Consider the following 16,426-nt stretch of genomic DNA (forward strand, 5'->3'; position numbering starts at 1 on the left):
GTTAGGAATAAACCTGACCGCAATAGTGGCCACCAGTCTTGGCTGCACCAGAGATGAGAAGCACCTCATCAGAGGTCAGTTCGCGAGCGAAAGCATCGACGAGATCTTTGTAATTCGCATGGCTGCTGTGCAGACGTTCGAGGTTGACTTGGCTCAAGTTCGATTCAATTTCCAATTTTGACGCCAACGTGGGTGAGTTCTTTTGCATTACAAAATGCCTTTCTTGATGGTAAAGTTTACTGTTGATCTGATCGAATCGACCAAACCATCTCCGATGGGGGGTTCAAAATCCTTTTTCAGACCCTCCAAAATAATCGTATGAGAGAACCTTCGCATGCACAAGCACCACCCATACATTTTTTCCAGTCCTTTGATGTAATTTCGGAAGCCCGTCTCGATTTAATTCTCAGTTTGAATGTCGATCTCGCTAATTTCCATCCAAAGTAATCGATGTCGACTCTTTGAGAGGAGCGCTTCAACTGACGTCCCATTCCACAGTTTCGCCCCCATTTCTAGGAACATGGATCGCAGTTTTTGCTCCGGCCTTGCGCATGCGTCTGCATACCTACGTGAGGTTGTGGCAGCGGCTTATCCTGGGGTGATGTATCGCGCGCTTCGGTGATGCCACGCCAGCAAGTGGTAGGGAAAATGACAGATCTACACGGTACTTCGTCTAGGCAAACGGTAGGCACGCTCCCACACGCAGAGGCGATTCAGGCCGGTCCGGGCCTAAAGGCCGGTCGGGATACTGCAAGGCATCTCAGCTTCGGAGGACCATGATGTCTTTTGCGCTTTACATGATCGGTTTCCTGATCTTCCTGGGCGGCGTCGCCTGGGGTGCATCAGTGGCGGGTGTTCCAACGCTCTACATCGGCATCGGTGCGCTGATCCTCCTGGGCATCGGCATCTTCAGCGCGGTGGGCCGCACGCGCGGCAAAGACCCGTCCTGACGCGTTGCGGCCGCGGGGTTCACACAGCCTTCACGGCGCGCGCACATCGCGCGCACACCACCCGCACATGGCGTAGCTAACTTCGCACGCGCACCACAAGCCGTGGCGCGCATCGCCAAGTCAGCTGCCCCATGCACACCTCTTCCTGCCTCTTCTCCCCGCTCTCCACTTCATCCACGGCGCCCTGCCCGGCACCGGCCGCCACGAGCGGCGGACTCGCCAACATCAAGGTGGATCTGCTCGTTGTCGGGGCGAGCTTCGCGGGCCTCGCCTGCGCCCACGCCGCGGCGCTCGCCGGACTCAGCGTGATGGTGCTGGAGAAAAAGACCAGCGCCGGCGCCAAGCTCCACACCACCGGGATCATCGTGAAGGACGCGGTCGACAGCGTCCCCTGGCTGGCGGAAGTGCCGCCAGAACTGGTCCGCCGCATCGAAGGCGTGCGGCTTTATGCGCCGAACATGCGGCACGTCGACCTGCACGCGCCCGGCTACTGGTTCTGGGCCACCGATGCGCCCGCGCTGCTCGACTGGATGGTGGATTCGACCCGGGCCTGCGGCGTCGATGTGCGGCTCGGCACGCTCTTCGAGCAGGCGCTGTGGATGAACGACCGCTGGGAAGTCCCCGTGACGCACGGCCCCTGCATCACCGCCACCTACCTCGTGGGCGCCGACGGCCCGCATTCACGCGTCGCCAAGGCGCTGGGCCTCTCGCGAAACACGCGCTTTCTCTACGGCGTCGAACACGAATACCAGGGCGCCCGCATGGCGCCCGACCTTCTCCACTGCTTCATCGACCGCAAGCTCGCCCCCGGCTACATCGGCTGGGCGCTCGATGGCGTGGGCGTGAGCCAGATCGGCCTGGCCCGCCGCCTGGGCCACCACGATGCGAACGCGCTGCGGCTCGCCCCGCTGCTCAAGAAGATCGAATCGGTGGTGTCTCCAGGCGATGCGCCGCCCGTGGCCGTGCGCGCGGGAATGATTCCCTGCGGCGGCGTGCTCCCGGTCGTGGCGCGCGAACGGGCGCTGCTGGTGGGCGATGCGGCCGGCATGGTGTCGCCGGTCACGGCCGGTGGCATCCACACCGCGCTGCAGCACGGCGAGCGCGCGGGCGAGGCGGTGGCGCGCTTCGTGCGCGGCGAAGTGGGCGACCCTGCGACGTGGTTCGTGCGCAGCTACCCGCGCTTCCTGCTCAAGCGCTCGCTGCGCTGGGCCTTCGACCACTTCCAGAGCGACTGGATGTTCAACCACCTGCTCGGCACGCCGCAGATGCGGCGCATGGCAGAACTCGTCTACTTCCACCGCAAGGGTGGGCCGCTTCCGAAGAAGGATTAGCGGGAGATCAGGCGCTGCGCTGGCGCATCGCCTCGTAGAGGCACACGCCGCTCGCCACCGAGACGTTCAGGCTCTCGACCGCGCCGGCCATCGGGATGCTGACCAGCTCGTCGCAGGTTTTGCGGGTCAGCTGGCGCATGCCCTCGCCCTCGGCGCCCAGCACGAGCGCCAGCGGCCGCTTCAGGTCGCTCTGGTAGATCGTGCCCGGCGCGTCATCGCTGGTGCCCACGCACCAGATGCTGCGCTCCTTGAGCTCGTTGAGCGTGCGCGCGAGATTGGTCACCATGAAATACGGCACTGTTTCAGCCGCGCCGCTCGCCACCTTGGCCACGGTGGCGTTGATGCCGGCCGCATGGTCCTTGGGCGCGATCACCGCATGCGCGCCGGCGCCATCGGCCACGCGCAGGCAGGCGCCCAGATTGTGCGGATCGGTCACGCCGTCGAGCACCAGCAAGAGGGGCACGGTGCCGGCCTCTTCGAGGCCTTCGAGCAGTTCGTCGAGCGAATGGATTTGCGCGGTGGGTTCGACCCGCGCCGCCACGCCCTGGTGGCCGTGGCTGCCGCTGAGCTTGGCGATGCGCAGGCTGTCGGCCTCGACCAGCCGCACACCGGCTTCTTGCGCACGCGCAATGAACTGTTTCATGCGCGCATCGCGCCGGCTGGCGTCGAACAGAACCTCGAGCACCGATTTCGGCGCGGTCTTGATTCGCACGCCCACGGCATGGAAGCCGAAGATCACTTTGGGGGAAGACATCCCCCGATTATCCCTACCCCCGGGGATGCCCCCTCAGGCGATCGGAAGGCCGCTGAGCGCACGCGTGCGCTCGTCGTGCAGTTCCTGCACCGCCTGCGCGTTCGGATGCACCCGCCCGGTGTTGCCGACGCTCTCCAGGTACTGGCAGGCGGCGTGGCCTTCGGCGGCCTTTTCGTACTGCGCGATCCAGGCATCGCGCACGGGCAGCCTCTCGGGCGACACGGGCCAGACGCCCGGCCGCGGCCGCATGTGCTCGCCGATGCCGACGCGCCAGGGCTTGGCGCTCACGCGGGCGCGAAAGCAGTTCTGGTTGCGGCACATGCGCGCGTAGACCTTGTCCACGCCCAGCGCCTGGAAGCAGTCGGCCACCGTCATGTCGGCCGGGCCGAAGACGTCATGCATCGCCAGCAGGCGAAAGCCCGCAGGGGTGCGGTAGACCCGCAGGTGCCAGTCGGGATGCTGGTGCATGAAGCGCCCGATGCGCTCGGCCGCGCGCTTCTCGGGCGCGGGGTTCGTGCTGGCCTCCCCGCGCTTCTTGGCCAGCCCGATGCGGTACGCAACGATGAAGACCACGATGGCGGCGATCAGCCCGCCCACCCAGGTCTTGGCCGTCCAGCCGCCGACGATGCCCGCGATGAGCGCCGGCACCAGTGCAAAGCCGAATACGCTGGTGCGCAGGGGTTCGTCGAAATCGATGTCGACGAACATCACGTCGGGCGTGTTGAGGCAGCGCGCCCCGTAGCCATTGCGGGTGATGACGCTCTCGCCCTGCCGCTCGACGATTTCCTCGCGGATCGGCACGCCGTCGGCGCCGTTGTAGGCCAACTTGCGCTCGCGGCGCTCGAGCTTTTCGCCACTCGCGATGCGGTCGAAGGCCTCGCGGGTGCGCTGGTCGGCATGCGCCTGCGCGGCCAGTGGGCTGTCGTCGGACCAGCCGTAGCGCCGCACGGTGATCTGCTTTCCCGCCAGGCGCTCCTGGATGCGGCCCTCGGCCCAGAACTGGGGAACGATCATCGCTTCAGGCGCCCTTCACGAAATACAGCCAGGCCAGCACCACGACCAGGACGACGATGACGATGGGCAGCAACTTGGAGCCCCCTTGCGACACCCGCCCCGGCTCGGCCATCGGGTTTGTCGGAATGCCCGACGACAGGTGTCCGAAATCGCCGGCCGCCGGGTTCTGGTGGTTCTCGACCAACTGCTTGGCCTCGGCCAGGCCGAGGCCCGTGGCTTCGCGCGTGAGACGGATGGCCTCGATCTTGTTGCCCTTTGCCAGGGCCGTGAGCGCGGCCGACGGCACCGCCGCGGGCCCGTTGCCCTGCATGCCCGCGCCCTCGGGTTCGCCGCGGCCCCAGTCGCCCTCCTGCCAATCGGCCGGCGCGCCCTCGCCATTGGCGTAGCGCTCGACGGCTTCCTTGGACGACTTGAGGTCCATGCCGGTCTTGTCGCGCACGATCTTGATCGCCTCGATCAGGCTGCCGCGCTGCAATGCCGCGATGGCTTCGGGTGGAAGCTTGTCCATGGACCTCTCCTCGGGTTGTTGTTGTCTCTTCGCTGCGTCTTTGGCGTTCAGGCGGCCTGGTCGACCGTCGAGACCGGCGTTTTCTCGTTGAGCGACACGCGCCCGGCCTCGATGGTGATGCGGCGCTCGCAACGGGACGCGATGCCGCGGTCGTGGGTGACCAGCACCAGCGTCGTGCCGAGTTCGCGGTTGAGGTCGAACATCAGCTTCATCACCTGCTCGCCGGTCGCGAAGTCCAGGCTGCCGGTGGGCTCGTCGGCCAGCAGCAGGGCCGGCTGGACCACGAAGGCCCGCGCCAGCGCCACGCGCTGCTGCTCGCCGCCCGAGAGCACCTTGGGGTAGTGGCCCAGGCGCTGGCCGAGGCCGACGCGGCCGAGCATTTCGGTGGCGGCCTTGCGCGCGTCCTTGCGGTTGGCCAGCTCCAGCGGCAGCATCACGTTTTCGAGCGCGCTCAGGTTGCCCAGCAGCTGGAAGCTCTGGAACACGAAGCCCACGCGCTGCGCGCGCAGGGCGGCGCGTTCGTCCTCGTCGATGGCGAAGATGTCGTCGCCCGCGAGCTTGACCGTGCCGCGCGTGGGCGTATCGAGCCCCGCGATGATCGACAGCAAGGTGCTCTTGCCCGAGCCCGAGGCGCCGACGATGGCGGCGGTTTCCCGTGAGCCGAGGGTGAAATGGATGTCCTGCAGAATGTCCAGCGTGCCGGTCGAATCGGTGACGGACTTGAAGACATGCTCGACGGCGACAATGGCATCAGACGGGGGTTGGGACATGGAAAGGCTTTGGCTTTGGTTTTGAATCGACGTGACTTTATCTTGACCACCGCCGCACTAGGCGGTGCGGGCAGCGCGGGGACATGGACGGCCGCGGCGCACGCCCAGGCCACCAACGCGGCCGGCAACAAGCCGGTCATCCTGGTGCTGGGCGATTCGCTGAGTGCAGAGTACGGCTTGAAGCGCGGTGAAGGCTGGGTACCCTTGCTGGAAAAAAGGCTTGCCCAGCAGAAGATCGCGGCCACCGTGGTCAACGCCAGCATCAGCGGCGACACCAGCTCCGGCGGACGCGCCCGCTTCCCCGCCCTGCTCGCGCAGCACAAGCCCAGCCACGTGGTGCTGGAGCTCGGCGCCAACGACGCATTGCGCGGCCTCCCGCTCTCGGACACCGAAAGCAATTTGCTGCAGATCACCAAGGCCGCGCAGGCCGCGGGCGCGAAGGTGCTGATCGTCGGCATCCAGGTGCCGCCGAACTACGGTGGCGACTACACGCGGCGCTTCGAGGCGGTGTTCTCGAAGGTGGCGGGCGCGACCAAGTCGGCGCTGGTGCCCTTCCTGCTCAAGGGCGTGGCCGATGCGCCCGATGCGCTCTCGCTGTTCCAGGCCGACCGCATCCATCCAACGGCCGTGGCGCAGCCCCAATTGCTCGACAACGTCTGGCCCGAACTGCGCAAGCTGCTGCCGAAGTAAGGCGGGCGGCGCGCAAGAAGCAAAAAGCCGCCGCAGGCACAGGCCTGCGGCGGCATTTCGATGGGGACGCCAGGAACGGATCAACCGTTCTTGGTGGGCAACTCGGGCACCGTGGGGGGATCGCGTTCGAGCGATGCCACGTCGGTCTCCGGGTCTCCGGGAGCCAGTCCGTCGCTGCTCGGGCCGAGCTTGCGGTATTGCTTCTCGCGGAGTTTGTCTTCCTTTTTCTTCTTCTTGGCCAGCTCTTTCTGGCGCTTCTCGTAGCCGTAATTTGGTGTTGCCACTGCTTCTCCTTGAGGCGAGACAGTCACGGTGACTGTGCGTCGCCTACTGTAAGCGATAACGGTGCAGTCTCAAGGCGTGGCGCCGGGCGCCGTTTCGAACTCGAACACACCTTGCAAACCGGGGTAGCGCTGGTGCATGAACCAGCCCATCGCACCGGTCTTACATCTGCACCAGCGCCTGCTGCAGGTCGCCGCGCAGATCGTCGACATCTTCCAGGCCGACCGAGAAGCGCACCAACGTGCCCTTGTAGGGCCAGCGCGCGACGCTCGCATCGCGCATCAGGCCGATGTCGTAGGGCACCACGAGGCTGATCGGCCCGCCCCACGAATAGCCGAGGCGAAAGAGCCTCAGGCTGTCGCAGAAACGGTCGACCTGCTCGGCACTGTAGCGCTCGTCGAACACGACCGAGAACAGGCCCGCGGCCAGGTCGGTGGCGCCGCACAGCGCGCGCCAGTTGGCGTGGCCGGGCGAATCCTCCAGCGCGGGGTGCAGCACCTGCGCGATCTCCTCGCAGCCGTTGAGCCAGCCAGCCAGTTCGCGCGCCACACGGTCGTGCGCCGCATAGCGCAGGCCGATGCTCGGCAGCGAGCGCAGCAGCGTCTCCACGTCACCCACGCCGGCGCCGAAGCCGATGCGCATGTGCGCGAGCTTGAGTGCGCGGTGCAGCCGCTCGTCGTTGGTGACCACGCTGCCCATCAGCACGTCGCCGCCGCCGCTGGGGTACTTGGTGAGCGCGTGCACCGAGATGTCCACACCCTGCCCCGTGCCGTTGAAATCGAAGGGCGCGAACGCCAGGCCCGCGCCCCAGGTGTTGTCCAACGCCGTTACCACGCCGCGTGCGCGGCAGACGTCCACGAGCGCGGGCAGGTTCGGAAACTCCATCGTGACCGAGCCCGCCGCCTCGACCCACACCAGCCGCGTTCGATGCGAGATCTTGGCCTCCAGGTCGGCCGGATTCATCGCGTCGTACAGGCGGTGGGTGATGCCGAAGTTGGCGAGTTCGCCGGTGGCCAGCGCCTTGCTGGGGCCGTAGGCGTTGTCGGGAATCAGCACCTCGTCGCCGGTCTTGAGGAACGCAAACGAGACCAGCGAGATGGCCGCCAGGCCGCTGGGCACCAGCAGGCATTCGGTGCCGCCTTCGAGCGTGGCCAGGCGCTCCTCGAGCGTGAAGGTGGTCGGCGTGCCGTGCAGGCCGTAGGTGTAGCCGGCCTTGGTCTTCCAGTCGCGTGCGCGCATGGCGGCCACGTCGGCGAAGAAGACCGTCGATGCCTTGAACACGCCGGGCTGCGGCGCGGAGAAGATGGCGGGCGGGGTGTAGGGGTGGTGGATCAGGGTCGTCGATGGCTTGCTCATGTGCCGATGCTAGCGCGCCCGTCACACGCGGGGAAACCGGGCGCCCTAGACTCGCGGCCTCGCGCTTGCGAACCACGCCACACAACCCCACCAGGAGCCCGTCGATGCCGATCACGAACCCGCAACTGCAGAACCATCCGTTCCTCAAGGACATGTACCGCGACGCGTACTTTCCCGACTTCCTGGTGGACAAGTGCAAGCAGATCCTGGTCGATCTCTGCGAGGAGATCGAGGCGAAGAAACCATCCGACGACGCCGGCTTGCTGAAGCTGACGCATGCCGCCACGGACCGGTTCAACGAACTGGTCGAGGAGTTCGAAGAGAACGACAGCGAACTGGAAACAGGCGCGCGCGAAGCCATTGGCGCGGACTTCGAGACCATCGTCAGGGCCTACGGGTTCGTCGATGTCGATATCGAGGACGTGATCGCCACGCGCGACTGGTAGGCCCGGATTTCGCAGCACGGGTTCCGTCGCACAATGCACCGATGGTGCAGCTGACGCGCCCCCCTCCTCCCCATCTGCAACCCTTCGTGAAGCTGCTGTGGGCTTCGGCGCCCGAAGGCGCATCGACCGATCGGCCCGGCGCGCGCGAGCATGTGCTGCCTACCGGTGGGATGCACCTGGTGCTCCGCCTGTCGGGTCCGCCGCTGAAGCTGTTCGGTGGCCCCGACGACATGCGCGGCCAGACCTGCGGTTACGCGATCGTCGGCGGCACGCGCGCCGCCTCCTACATGCGCGACGTTTCGGTGGCCACACGCTCCGTCGGCGCACAGCTTCAGCCCGGCGCCGCACGCGCCCTGCTCGGTGCGCCCGAGGATGCACTGGCCAACCAGCACACGCCGCTCGATGCGTTGTGGGGCGCGCGGCAGACCGATGCCGCGCTCGAGCAGGTTCATGCGGCGGGTGACCTCGAAAGACAGCTGAATGTCTTCGAAGCCCTGCTCACCCAGCGTGTCATCGACTCGCTCGGCGCCGGCCTGCGTGGCCTGCATCCGGCCATCGCCGCAACGCTCGGCCCACTGGCCCGCGAAAACCCCTCGATCGCCGGACTGGTGACTCGCAGCGGCTACAGCCACCACCGCTTCATCGCGCTCTTTCGCAGCGCCATCGGCCTCAGCCCCAAGGAGTACGCACGCGTGATGCGTTTCGACCGCGCGCTGACGCTGGCAGGCGATCCCGCGCAAAGCTGGGCCGAGATCGCGCTCACGGCCGGCTACAGCGACCAGGCACACCTGAGCCGCGAGTTCTCCGCGCTGGCGGGCATGTCGCCGCAGGCGTGGCGGCGGACCGGGGCCATGTCGCCGCGGCATGTGCCGGCGGGCACAACAACAGGTCAAATTCGTTCAAGACGCTAGCGGCGCGGCGACCCAGAATCGGCGCCACGACACTGCTTCCCCTTCTCTCGAAAGGCAACAACCATGGCGATCCACGAACTGTTCCCGTATCTCTGCGTCGACGATGCCGGCGCGGCCATCGACTTCTATTGCGAGGTTTTTGAAGTGAAGGAAATATTCCGCCTCACCGAGCCCAGCGGGCGCATCGGCCACGCGGAACTGGACTTCCACAACGGCGCGATCCTGATGATCTCGGACGAGTTCGCCGAATACAACATCCGCAGCGCCAAGACGCTGGGCGGCAGCGCGGTGACGCTGCACCTGCACGTGGACGATGCGGATGCGGTGGTGGCGCGGGCCGTGGCGGCCGGCGCAACGCTCGACATGGCGCCGCAGGACCAGTTCTATGGCGAGCGCTCCGGGGTTTTTCGCGACCCCTTCGGCCACCGCTGGAACGTCGGCCACAGCATCGAAAAACTGACGCCGGAAGAGATGCAGCGGCGCTACACCGCGATGCTCACGTCCGGCGACGGGTCGTGCCAGGCCTGATCAACGGCTGATCAGACCGACCACTTCTCCAGCAGCTTCTCTGCACCGAGCGAGTCGTAGCCCTCGAAGGGCTGGTGGATCCAGGGGTTGGTCGCCAGGTACTCGACCGAGTAGTCGGGCGTGAAGGTCGACAGCGCCTTGGTCCAGATCACCGCGCTGCGCAGCTCGGTGATGGGCTTGTAGTTGTTGCGCAGCATGTCCATCACGGCATGCAGCGTGTGGCCCGAGTCGGCCAGGTCGTCCACCAGCAGCACCTTGCCAGCGATCTCGCCCTTGGGCGTGGTGATGAAGCGGGCGATGTCCAGGTGGCCCTGCACCGTGCCCGCATCGGCACGGTACGAGCTGGTCGACATGATCGCCAGCGGCTTGTCGAAGATGCGCGAGAGCACGTCGCCCGGGCGCATGCCGCCGCGCGCGAGACACAGGATGGTGTCGAACTCCCAGCCCGACTGGTGCACCTTGATCGCGAGCTTCTCGATCAGGTTGTGATACTCGTCGTAGCTGACGTAGAGATGTTTGCCGTCTTCGGTCAACATGGGTTCTAGTTCCTCTTCAGTCGGCCAGGTAGGGGTGACGCATCATGATCGTGTGGTCGCGATCGGGGCTCGTGGACACCATGTGGATCGGCACACCCGTGATCTGCTCGATGCGCTGCAGATAGAGGCGCGCATTGACCGGCAGCTTGTCGTATTGCGTGACGCCCACGGTGCTTTCGGTCCAGCCTTCGAGGGTCTCGTAGATCGGCGTGCAGCGTTCGATTTCGTCCGCGCCCATCGGCAGGATGTCGGTGGTTTCGCCGTCGAGTTCGTAGCCGGTGCACAGCTCGAGCTTCTCGAGGCCGTCCAGCACGTCGAGCTTGGTGATGCACAGGCCCGACAGGCCATTGACCTGCGCCGAGCGCTTGAGCAGCGCGGCGTCGAACCAGCCGCAGCGGCGGCTGCGGCCGGTGGTCACGCCCTTTTCGGCGCCCACGGTGCTCATGTGATAGCCGGGAGTGCCGGGCGTGGCCCAGTCGAGTTCGGTCGGGAACGGACCACCGCCGACGCGCGTGCAGTAGGCCTTTGTGATGCCCAGGATGTAGTGCAGCATGCCCGGGCCCACGCCCGAGCCGGCGGCGGCGTTGCCGGCCACGCAGTTGCTGGAGGTGACATACGGGTAGGTGCCATGGTCCACGTCGAGCAGTGTGCCCTGCGCGCCTTCGAACAGCAGGTTGGCGCCGGCCTTGTGCGCGTCGTTCAGCTCGCGCGACACGTCGGCCATCATCGGCTTGAGCAGCACGGCGTGGCGCATGGCTTCGTCGAACACGGTGTCGAAGTCGACGGCCGGTGCGCCCAGCACCTGCGTCAGCACGTGGTTGTGCAGGTCGAGCAGCACGCGCAGCTTGGTGGCGAAGCGGTCGGGGTGCTTCAGGTCCTGCACGCGCAGCGCGCGGCGGGCGATCTTGTCTTCGTAGGCCGGACCGATGCCACGGCCGGTGGTGCCGATCTTCTCGACGCCGCCCTTCTCGCGGTAGGCCTCGCGCGCGATGTCCAGCGCGGCGTGGAACGGCAGGATCAGCGGGCAGGCCTCGCTGATGCGCAGGCGCGAGCGCACTTCGACGCCGGCTTTCTCCAGGCCTTCGATTTCCTCGAACAGCTTGGCGGCCGACAGCACCACGCCGTTGCCGATGTAGCACTTGACGCCGGGCCGCATGATGCCGCTCGGGATCAGGTGCAACGCGGTCTTCACGCCGTTGATGACCAGCGTGTGGCCCGCGTTGTGGCCGCCCTGGAAGCGGACCACGCCCTGGGCGCTCTCCGTCAGCCAATCGACCAGCTTGCCCTTGCCTTCATCGCCCCACTGGGTGCCGACGACGACCACGTTTCTTCCGGTGGTTACGCTCATGCTCGTTCCATTGCTTAAAAATTCAGATCGCTCGGACATTCCATTGACCCGCCTGCTCGACGAGCTCGCGGTCGCAATGGAATTCATCGATTTCGCTGCCGTGTCCCGGCAGCACACAGACAACCGTTTCACCGGCCTTGCGCAATTGGGCGATGGCCTGGCGCAGGCCCGCTGCATCGCTCCACGGCGCACGAATGGCGGCGCGCAGCGGGCGCGCCGGCAGCACGCCGACCAGTTCGCGCACGTCGAGGCTGAAGCCGACGGCCGGGCGGTTGCGGCCGAACACGGCCCCCACCTCGTCGTAGCGGCCGCCGCGCACCAGCGAATCGGCGGCGCCCGGCACGTAGATGCCGAAGCGCATGCCGCTGTAGTAGGCATAGCCGCGCAGATCGGCCAGATCGAAGCTGATCTGGCGCCCTGCCGTGCCGTTCAGGCCGGCGGCGAGTTGCTTCAGGTCGGCCAGCGCGGCGCTCACGGCCGGCGTGCCCTTCAAGGCCTTGGCAGCCTCGTCGAGCACCGCGGCGTCGCCGTAGAGCTGGACCAACGCGCGCAGCCCGTCGCGTGAAGCGGCCGGGAAATCCTTGGTGAGCAGGTGCAGCTCGCTCGCATCCTTGGCAGCCAGAGCGGCATGCACGCGGGCGAGCGCGGCGGCATCGACCGGCACGCCGGCGAACAGCGCACGCACGATGCGGGCATCGGCCAGGTCGACGATCACGCCGTCGCGCAGGCCTGCGGCATCGAGGCAGTCGAGCGCCAGCAGCAGGGTTTCGGTGTCGGCTTCGAGGCCGGCATGGCCGTAGATCTCGGCGCCGAACTGCAGCGGTTCGCGCGTCGCATGCGGGCGGTCGGGCCGGGTGTGGAGCACCGGGCCGCAGTAGCAAAGCCGGGCCACGCCGTCGCGGTTCAGCAGGTGGGCATCGATGCGCGCCACCTGAGGAGTGGTGTCGGCACGAAGGCCCATGCTGCGGCCGGAGAGCTGGTCGACGAGCTTGAAGGTTTGGAGGTCGAGCGCCTCGCCGGTGCCGGAGAGCAGCGACTCGAGGTGCTCGAGCAGCGGCGGCATCACCAGCTCGTAGCCATAGCCACGGGCGGTATCGAGCAGCTGGCGTCGAAGTTCTTCGATGTGGCGCGCCTCGGAAGGCAACACATCGGCAATGTGATCCGGGAGGACCCAGGCGGACATGGGGATCGGGGGCGTGGTTAAACCGGGATTCTACCGGGACCGCGCTACGCCAAAACCCAAAGTAGTACCAAGCCCAGCAAGATGCTGCAAAGACCGAAGAAACGCAGCTGGCCGTCGCGCAGTTGCATCAACTGTCCGAAGCCGCGCCGCCAACCTCCCGGCGAAACGAAGGGCAGGATGCCTTCGATCACCAGGACGAGCGCGAGCGCGCTCCAGAAGGTCTCGGCGCTCACGAAGCCCCGGAGCGGATCAGCGGCGGGGTGCGTTGCCTGCCGAGCCGGAGCCCTGCATGGCACGGAAGAAGTCGGACGACGGGTCGACCACCAGCACGTCGCTCTTCTTGTTGAAGCTCTGCTTGTAGGCCTCGAGGCTGCGATAGAACTGGGCGAACTGCGGGTCGCGGCCGAAGGCCTCGCTGTAGGAAGCGGCAGCCTGGGCATCACCCTCGCCCTTGATCTTCTGGGCATCGCGGTAGGCGTTCGCCACGATCACTTCGCGTTGGCGATCGGCATCGGCGCGGATCTTTTCGCCTTCGGCCGTACCGGTCGAGCGCAGTTCGTTGGCCACGCGCTTGCGCTCGGCTTCCATGCGGCGGTAAACCGATTCGGTGATGGCTTCCACGTAGTCCACACGGGTGATCCGCACGTCGACCACATCCACGCCCCAGGGTTTGGCACCCTTCACCACGCCCAGCACTTCGCGCTGCACATCGGCCATGAGGGCTTCGCGACGCAACGAGATCAGGTCGCGCACGGTGCGCTTGTTGATGTTTTCCTGGAACGCATTGCGCACCACGCGGTTCAGTTGCATGGCACCCGCGTTTTCGTCGAGGCCGACGTTGCGGATGTAGGCCTGCGGATCGCTGATACGCCAGCGCACATACCAGTCGATCACCACGCGCTGCTTTTCAGCCGTGAGCATGGGTTCGGTGTCGATGCTCGACAGCGTCAAGAGGCGCTTGTCGATGTACGACACGTTTTGGAACGGCGGCGGCAGCTTGAAGTTGAGGCCGGGCTCGGTGATGACGCTCTTGATCTGGCCGAGGGCGTAGACCACGCCGAACTGGCGTTGGTCGACCACGAAGAGGGTCGAGCTCAGCAGCACGAGCAAGACGAGGATCGACGAGGCGATGAATCCGATTCTGTTCATGTTCTTCTAGGCCTTTTTCAGCGCACGTCGCGGTCACGCGAACGACCGTCGCGTGCACGGGTCTCGCCCGTGGGCGGCGCCACCGGGATCACCGACGACTGGGTCGGTGCGGTGCCGGCCACGCTCGGGCTGGCGGCATCGACGGGTGTGGCGGCCGCATTGTTGCCGCTCAATTGCATGATCTTGTCGAGCGGCAGGTACAGCAGGTTGGAGCCCGCCTTGGTGTCGACCAGCACCTTGGTCGTGCTGGCGTAGATCTGCTGCATGGCGTCGGTGTACATGCGGTCGCGGGTGACCTGTGGCGCCTTCTGGTACTCGGCCAGCACCGCACTGAAACGGCCGGCATCACCCTGGGCCTGCGCAATGATGCGCGCCTTGTAGGCCTCGGATTCTTCCTTCAGGCGCGAAGACGTACCGGTGGCGAGCGGCACCACGTTGTTGGCGTAGGCCTGTGCATCGTTCTTTGCGCGCTCGCGCTCCTGGCCAGCCTTGAGCACGTCGTCGAACGCTGCCTGCACCTGCTCGGGAGGACGCACACCACCCTGCTGCAGGTTGATGCCGACGACTTCGACGCCGATCTTGTAGCGGTCGAGGATGGTCTGCATCAGCGCGCGGACGCGCGGAGCGATCTGGTCGCGCTCCTCGGCCAGTGCCGCGTCCATCTTCATCTTGCCGACCACTTCGCGCACGGAGCTTTCAGCCACCTGAACGATGGTTTCGGCCGGTGATTTGCTTTCGTAGAGCCAGGCCTGCGCATTGCTCAGGCGGTACTGCACGGCGAACTTGATTTCGACGATGTTCTCGTCTTCGGTCAGCATGGCCGATTCGCGCAGGCCCGTGGAACGCACGATGGCGTCGCGGCCCACGTCGGTGGAGCGGATCTGCGTGGTCACCACCACCTCGTGGCGCTGGATCGGGTACGGCAGGCGCCAGTTGAAGCCGGCGTTCACCGTCGACTTGTAGCGGCCGAACTGCGTGACCACGGCCTGCTGGCCTTCGTTCACGATGAAGAAGCCGGTGCCGAGCCAGATCAGGATCGCCACGGCAGCCACCAGGCCGAGGCCGAATCCTGCGTTTTTCATGTCGGGTCTGTAGCCGTTGCCGCCACCGCCGCTGTTGCCGCCGTTGGGACGGTTGCCACCGCCCTTGCCGCCGCCGAAGAAACCACCGAGCTTGCGATTGAGATCGCGCCAGAGTTCATCGAGGTCGGGCGGGCCCTGGTTGGGGCCTTGGCCGCGGGGGCGGTTGCCGTTGTTATTGTTGTTGCCCGAAGGCGGGGGCGTCGGTGCGCCCGGAGGATCGGCATCGGGGGGCCGGTTGCCGGCTGGGCGGTCGCCGTTGGAGGACGACGGCTCGTCCCCGCGACCCCATCGGCCATCGTTCAGATTGAACATGCCCAGAAACCCTCTCCACGCTGGCTTTGCATTCATTCGCTTCGTTCTCTTGTCAGTGGCGGGATTGTGCCCAATCAAAGGGCAGCATCGTGCAATTCAGTGTCGTCCGCAGGGGTCATCGTATCGGCTACGGAGCCCGATAGCCGGGCCAGCTCGGCGCGCAGCAACGGTACGCCCTCGCCGCTTTTGGCGCTGAGGAAGATGCGGGGGACCTGAACGCCGTCGATTTCCATCTCGTCCTGCAGATGCAGTGGACGTTGCGCGCTTTCAAGAGCGTCGAGCTTGTTGAATACCAACAGTTGCGGAACGGCGTCCGCGCCGATCTCGCGCAGGACGGACTGAACCTCGGCCATCTGCTCGGGGTAATGGGGATTGGAGGCGTCGATCACGTGCAGCAGCAGGTCGGCATCGACCGCCTCCTGCAGCGTGGCCTTGAACGCGTCGACCAGGCCGTGCGGCAGGTCGCGGATGAATCCGACGGTATCGGAAATCGACACCTGGCGCTTCGCATCGCCCAGGTAGAGGTTGCGGGTCGTGGTGTCGAGCGTGGCGAAGAGCTGGTCGGCCGCATAGGCGCGCGCCTTGACGAGCGCATTGAAGAGCGACGACTTGCCCGCGTTGGTGTAACCCACCAGCGAGATGTTGAAGGTCTCGCGGCGCTCCCGCTGCCGGCGTTGCGTGCCGCGCTGCTTCTGCACCTTGGCCAGGCGCTCGCGCGTGCGCTTGATCGACTCGCTGATCATCCGGCGGTCGAGCTCGATCTGTTTCTCGCCCGGGCCGCCGCGCACACCTGCACCGCCGGTCTGGCGCTCCAGGTGGGACCAGCGGCGGACCAGCCGCGTGCTGAGGTACTGCAAGCGAGCCAGTTCGACCTGCAGCTTGCCTTCGTGAGAACGCGCGCGCTGGGCGAAGATTTCGAGAATGAGGAAAGTGCGGTCGTAGACAGCGACGTCGAGCTGGCGCTCGAGGTTGCGCTGCTGCGCCGGGCTCAGGGACTGGTCGAAGATGACTTCGCTAGCCCGGTGCATGGCGGCGAGTTCTTTGATCTCATCGGCCTTGCCGCTGCCAACGAACAGCGCCGCATCGGGCGCCTTGCGTTTGCAGGTGAGTCGGGCGACAGGCGTGAGGCCCGCGGTCTGCGCGAGCAGGCCGAGTTCCTCGAGTTCGCTGTCGAAATGGGGCAGCCCAAAGTCGACGCCGACGAGAACGGCGGCGCCTTCCTGGCGGTGGATCAGTTCAGACAAGCGGAATCAGAAAATGGAAAAAGCGCGACGGA

General features: G+C 66.1%; 20 protein-coding genes. 6 read left to right on the forward strand and 14 right to left on the reverse strand.

All coding sequences use genetic code 11. The features are described 5' to 3' along the window. Position 1: 1 nt before the first annotated feature. Complete coding sequence (locus tag NU688_RS10135) at positions 2-208, reverse strand: hypothetical protein (RefSeq protein ID WP_257860401.1); 207 nt, start codon at positions 206-208, stop codon at positions 2-4. 571 nt (positions 209-779) lie between these two features. Here NU688_RS10135 and NU688_RS10140 point away from each other — a divergent pair. Together NU688_RS10140 and NU688_RS10145 are read left to right on the forward strand one after the other, a co-directional pair. Further along, positions 780-950 carry a hypothetical protein gene (locus NU688_RS10140; protein ID WP_177224720.1) on the forward strand — a complete coding sequence of 57 codons (171 nt, stop codon included), beginning with the start codon at positions 780-782 and terminating at the stop codon, positions 948-950. Positions 951-1,081: 131 nt separating this feature from the next. Beyond that, on the forward strand, positions 1,082-2,281 hold the full coding sequence (locus tag NU688_RS10145; RefSeq protein ID WP_257860402.1) for an NAD(P)/FAD-dependent oxidoreductase: 1,200 nt from the start codon (positions 1,082-1,084) through the stop codon (positions 2,279-2,281). Positions 2,282-2,288: 7 nt separating this feature from the next. On the opposite strand, the gene rlmB is transcribed toward NU688_RS10145, so the two are convergent. From rlmB to NU688_RS10165, 4 genes are read right to left on the reverse strand one after another with little or no spacing between them, the layout of a single operon-like run. Further along, a complete protein-coding gene (rlmB, locus tag NU688_RS10150; RefSeq protein ID WP_257860403.1) occupies positions 2,289-3,035 on the reverse strand; it encodes a 23S rRNA (guanosine(2251)-2'-O)-methyltransferase RlmB in 747 nt (248 codons plus the stop codon). Between the two features lie 33 nt (positions 3,036-3,068). Then, positions 3,069-4,049 (reverse strand): hypothetical protein, encoded by a 981-nt coding sequence (locus NU688_RS10155; RefSeq protein WP_257860404.1) that lies wholly within the window; start codon positions 4,047-4,049, stop codon positions 3,069-3,071. Positions 4,050-4,053: 4 nt separating this feature from the next. Continuing rightward, on the reverse strand, positions 4,054-4,557 hold the full coding sequence (locus tag NU688_RS10160) for a ribosomal protein L7/L12 (protein ID WP_257860405.1): 504 nt from the start codon (positions 4,555-4,557) through the stop codon (positions 4,054-4,056). Between the two features lie 47 nt (positions 4,558-4,604). Further along, the gene (locus NU688_RS10165; protein WP_257860406.1) at positions 4,605-5,327 is read right to left on the reverse strand and encodes an ABC transporter ATP-binding protein; all 723 of its coding nucleotides are present in this window, start codon (positions 5,325-5,327) and stop codon (positions 4,605-4,607) included. 42 nt (positions 5,328-5,369) lie between these two features. Between NU688_RS10165 and NU688_RS10170 the strand changes: the two genes are divergently transcribed. Then, positions 5,370-6,017, forward strand: coding sequence for an arylesterase (locus tag NU688_RS10170; RefSeq protein ID WP_257860407.1), 648 nt, complete (start codon positions 5,370-5,372; stop codon positions 6,015-6,017). A gap of 80 nt (positions 6,018-6,097) precedes the next feature. On the opposite strand, the gene NU688_RS10175 is transcribed toward NU688_RS10170, so the two are convergent. Both NU688_RS10175 and NU688_RS10180 read right to left on the reverse strand, forming a co-directional pair. Beyond that, positions 6,098-6,301, reverse strand: coding sequence for a hypothetical protein (locus NU688_RS10175; RefSeq protein WP_257860408.1), 204 nt, complete (start codon positions 6,299-6,301; stop codon positions 6,098-6,100). 160 nt (positions 6,302-6,461) lie between these two features. Continuing rightward, complete coding sequence (locus NU688_RS10180) at positions 6,462-7,655, reverse strand: PLP-dependent transferase (protein WP_257860409.1); 1,194 nt, start codon at positions 7,653-7,655, stop codon at positions 6,462-6,464. Between the two features lie 104 nt (positions 7,656-7,759). Here NU688_RS10180 and NU688_RS10185 point away from each other — a divergent pair, with 104 nt between their 5' ends. From NU688_RS10185 to NU688_RS10195, 3 genes are all read left to right on the forward strand, one after another. Further along, positions 7,760-8,101, forward strand: coding sequence for a DUF5713 family protein (locus NU688_RS10185; RefSeq protein ID WP_257860410.1), 342 nt, complete (start codon positions 7,760-7,762; stop codon positions 8,099-8,101). A gap of 41 nt (positions 8,102-8,142) precedes the next feature. Continuing rightward, positions 8,143-9,012, forward strand: a complete 870-nt coding sequence (locus NU688_RS10190) for an AraC family transcriptional regulator (protein ID WP_257860411.1) — start codon at positions 8,143-8,145, stop codon at positions 9,010-9,012. Positions 9,013-9,075: 63 nt separating this feature from the next. Beyond that, a complete protein-coding gene (locus tag NU688_RS10195; RefSeq protein ID WP_257860412.1) occupies positions 9,076-9,540 on the forward strand; it encodes a VOC family protein in 465 nt (154 codons plus the stop codon). A gap of 11 nt (positions 9,541-9,551) precedes the next feature. Here the strand turns inward: NU688_RS10195 and NU688_RS10200 are convergent, their stop codons facing one another. From NU688_RS10200 to hflX, 7 genes are all read right to left on the reverse strand, one after another. Beyond that, complete coding sequence (locus tag NU688_RS10200; protein WP_013542102.1) at positions 9,552-10,076, reverse strand: phosphoribosyltransferase; 525 nt, start codon at positions 10,074-10,076, stop codon at positions 9,552-9,554. Between the two features lie 16 nt (positions 10,077-10,092). Next, positions 10,093-11,424 carry an adenylosuccinate synthase gene (locus tag NU688_RS10205; protein ID WP_257860413.1) on the reverse strand — a complete coding sequence of 444 codons (1,332 nt, stop codon included), beginning with the start codon at positions 11,422-11,424 and terminating at the stop codon, positions 10,093-10,095. 22 nt (positions 11,425-11,446) lie between these two features. Next, positions 11,447-12,607 carry an ATP phosphoribosyltransferase regulatory subunit gene (locus tag NU688_RS10210; protein ID WP_257860414.1) on the reverse strand — a complete coding sequence of 387 codons (1,161 nt, stop codon included), beginning with the start codon at positions 12,605-12,607 and terminating at the stop codon, positions 11,447-11,449. Positions 12,608-12,651: 44 nt separating this feature from the next. Beyond that, entirely contained in the window at positions 12,652-12,840 is a 189-nt protein-coding gene (locus NU688_RS10215; protein WP_013542105.1) for a DUF2065 domain-containing protein, read from the reverse strand. 16 nt (positions 12,841-12,856) lie between these two features. After that, the gene (gene hflC / locus NU688_RS10220) at positions 12,857-13,756 is read right to left on the reverse strand and encodes a protease modulator HflC (RefSeq protein ID WP_257860415.1); all 900 of its coding nucleotides are present in this window, start codon (positions 13,754-13,756) and stop codon (positions 12,857-12,859) included. 17 nt (positions 13,757-13,773) lie between these two features. Then, positions 13,774-15,150 carry an FtsH protease activity modulator HflK gene (gene hflK / locus NU688_RS10225; protein WP_308340290.1) on the reverse strand — a complete coding sequence of 459 codons (1,377 nt, stop codon included), beginning with the start codon at positions 15,148-15,150 and terminating at the stop codon, positions 13,774-13,776. A gap of 74 nt (positions 15,151-15,224) precedes the next feature. Then, positions 15,225-16,394, reverse strand: coding sequence for a GTPase HflX (gene hflX, locus NU688_RS10230; RefSeq protein WP_257860417.1), 1,170 nt, complete (start codon positions 16,392-16,394; stop codon positions 15,225-15,227). Positions 16,395-16,426 lie beyond the last annotated feature (32 nt).

Source organism: Variovorax sp. ZS18.2.2, assembly GCF_024701975.1.
Classification (GTDB): Bacteria; Pseudomonadota; Gammaproteobacteria; order Burkholderiales; family Burkholderiaceae_C; genus Variovorax.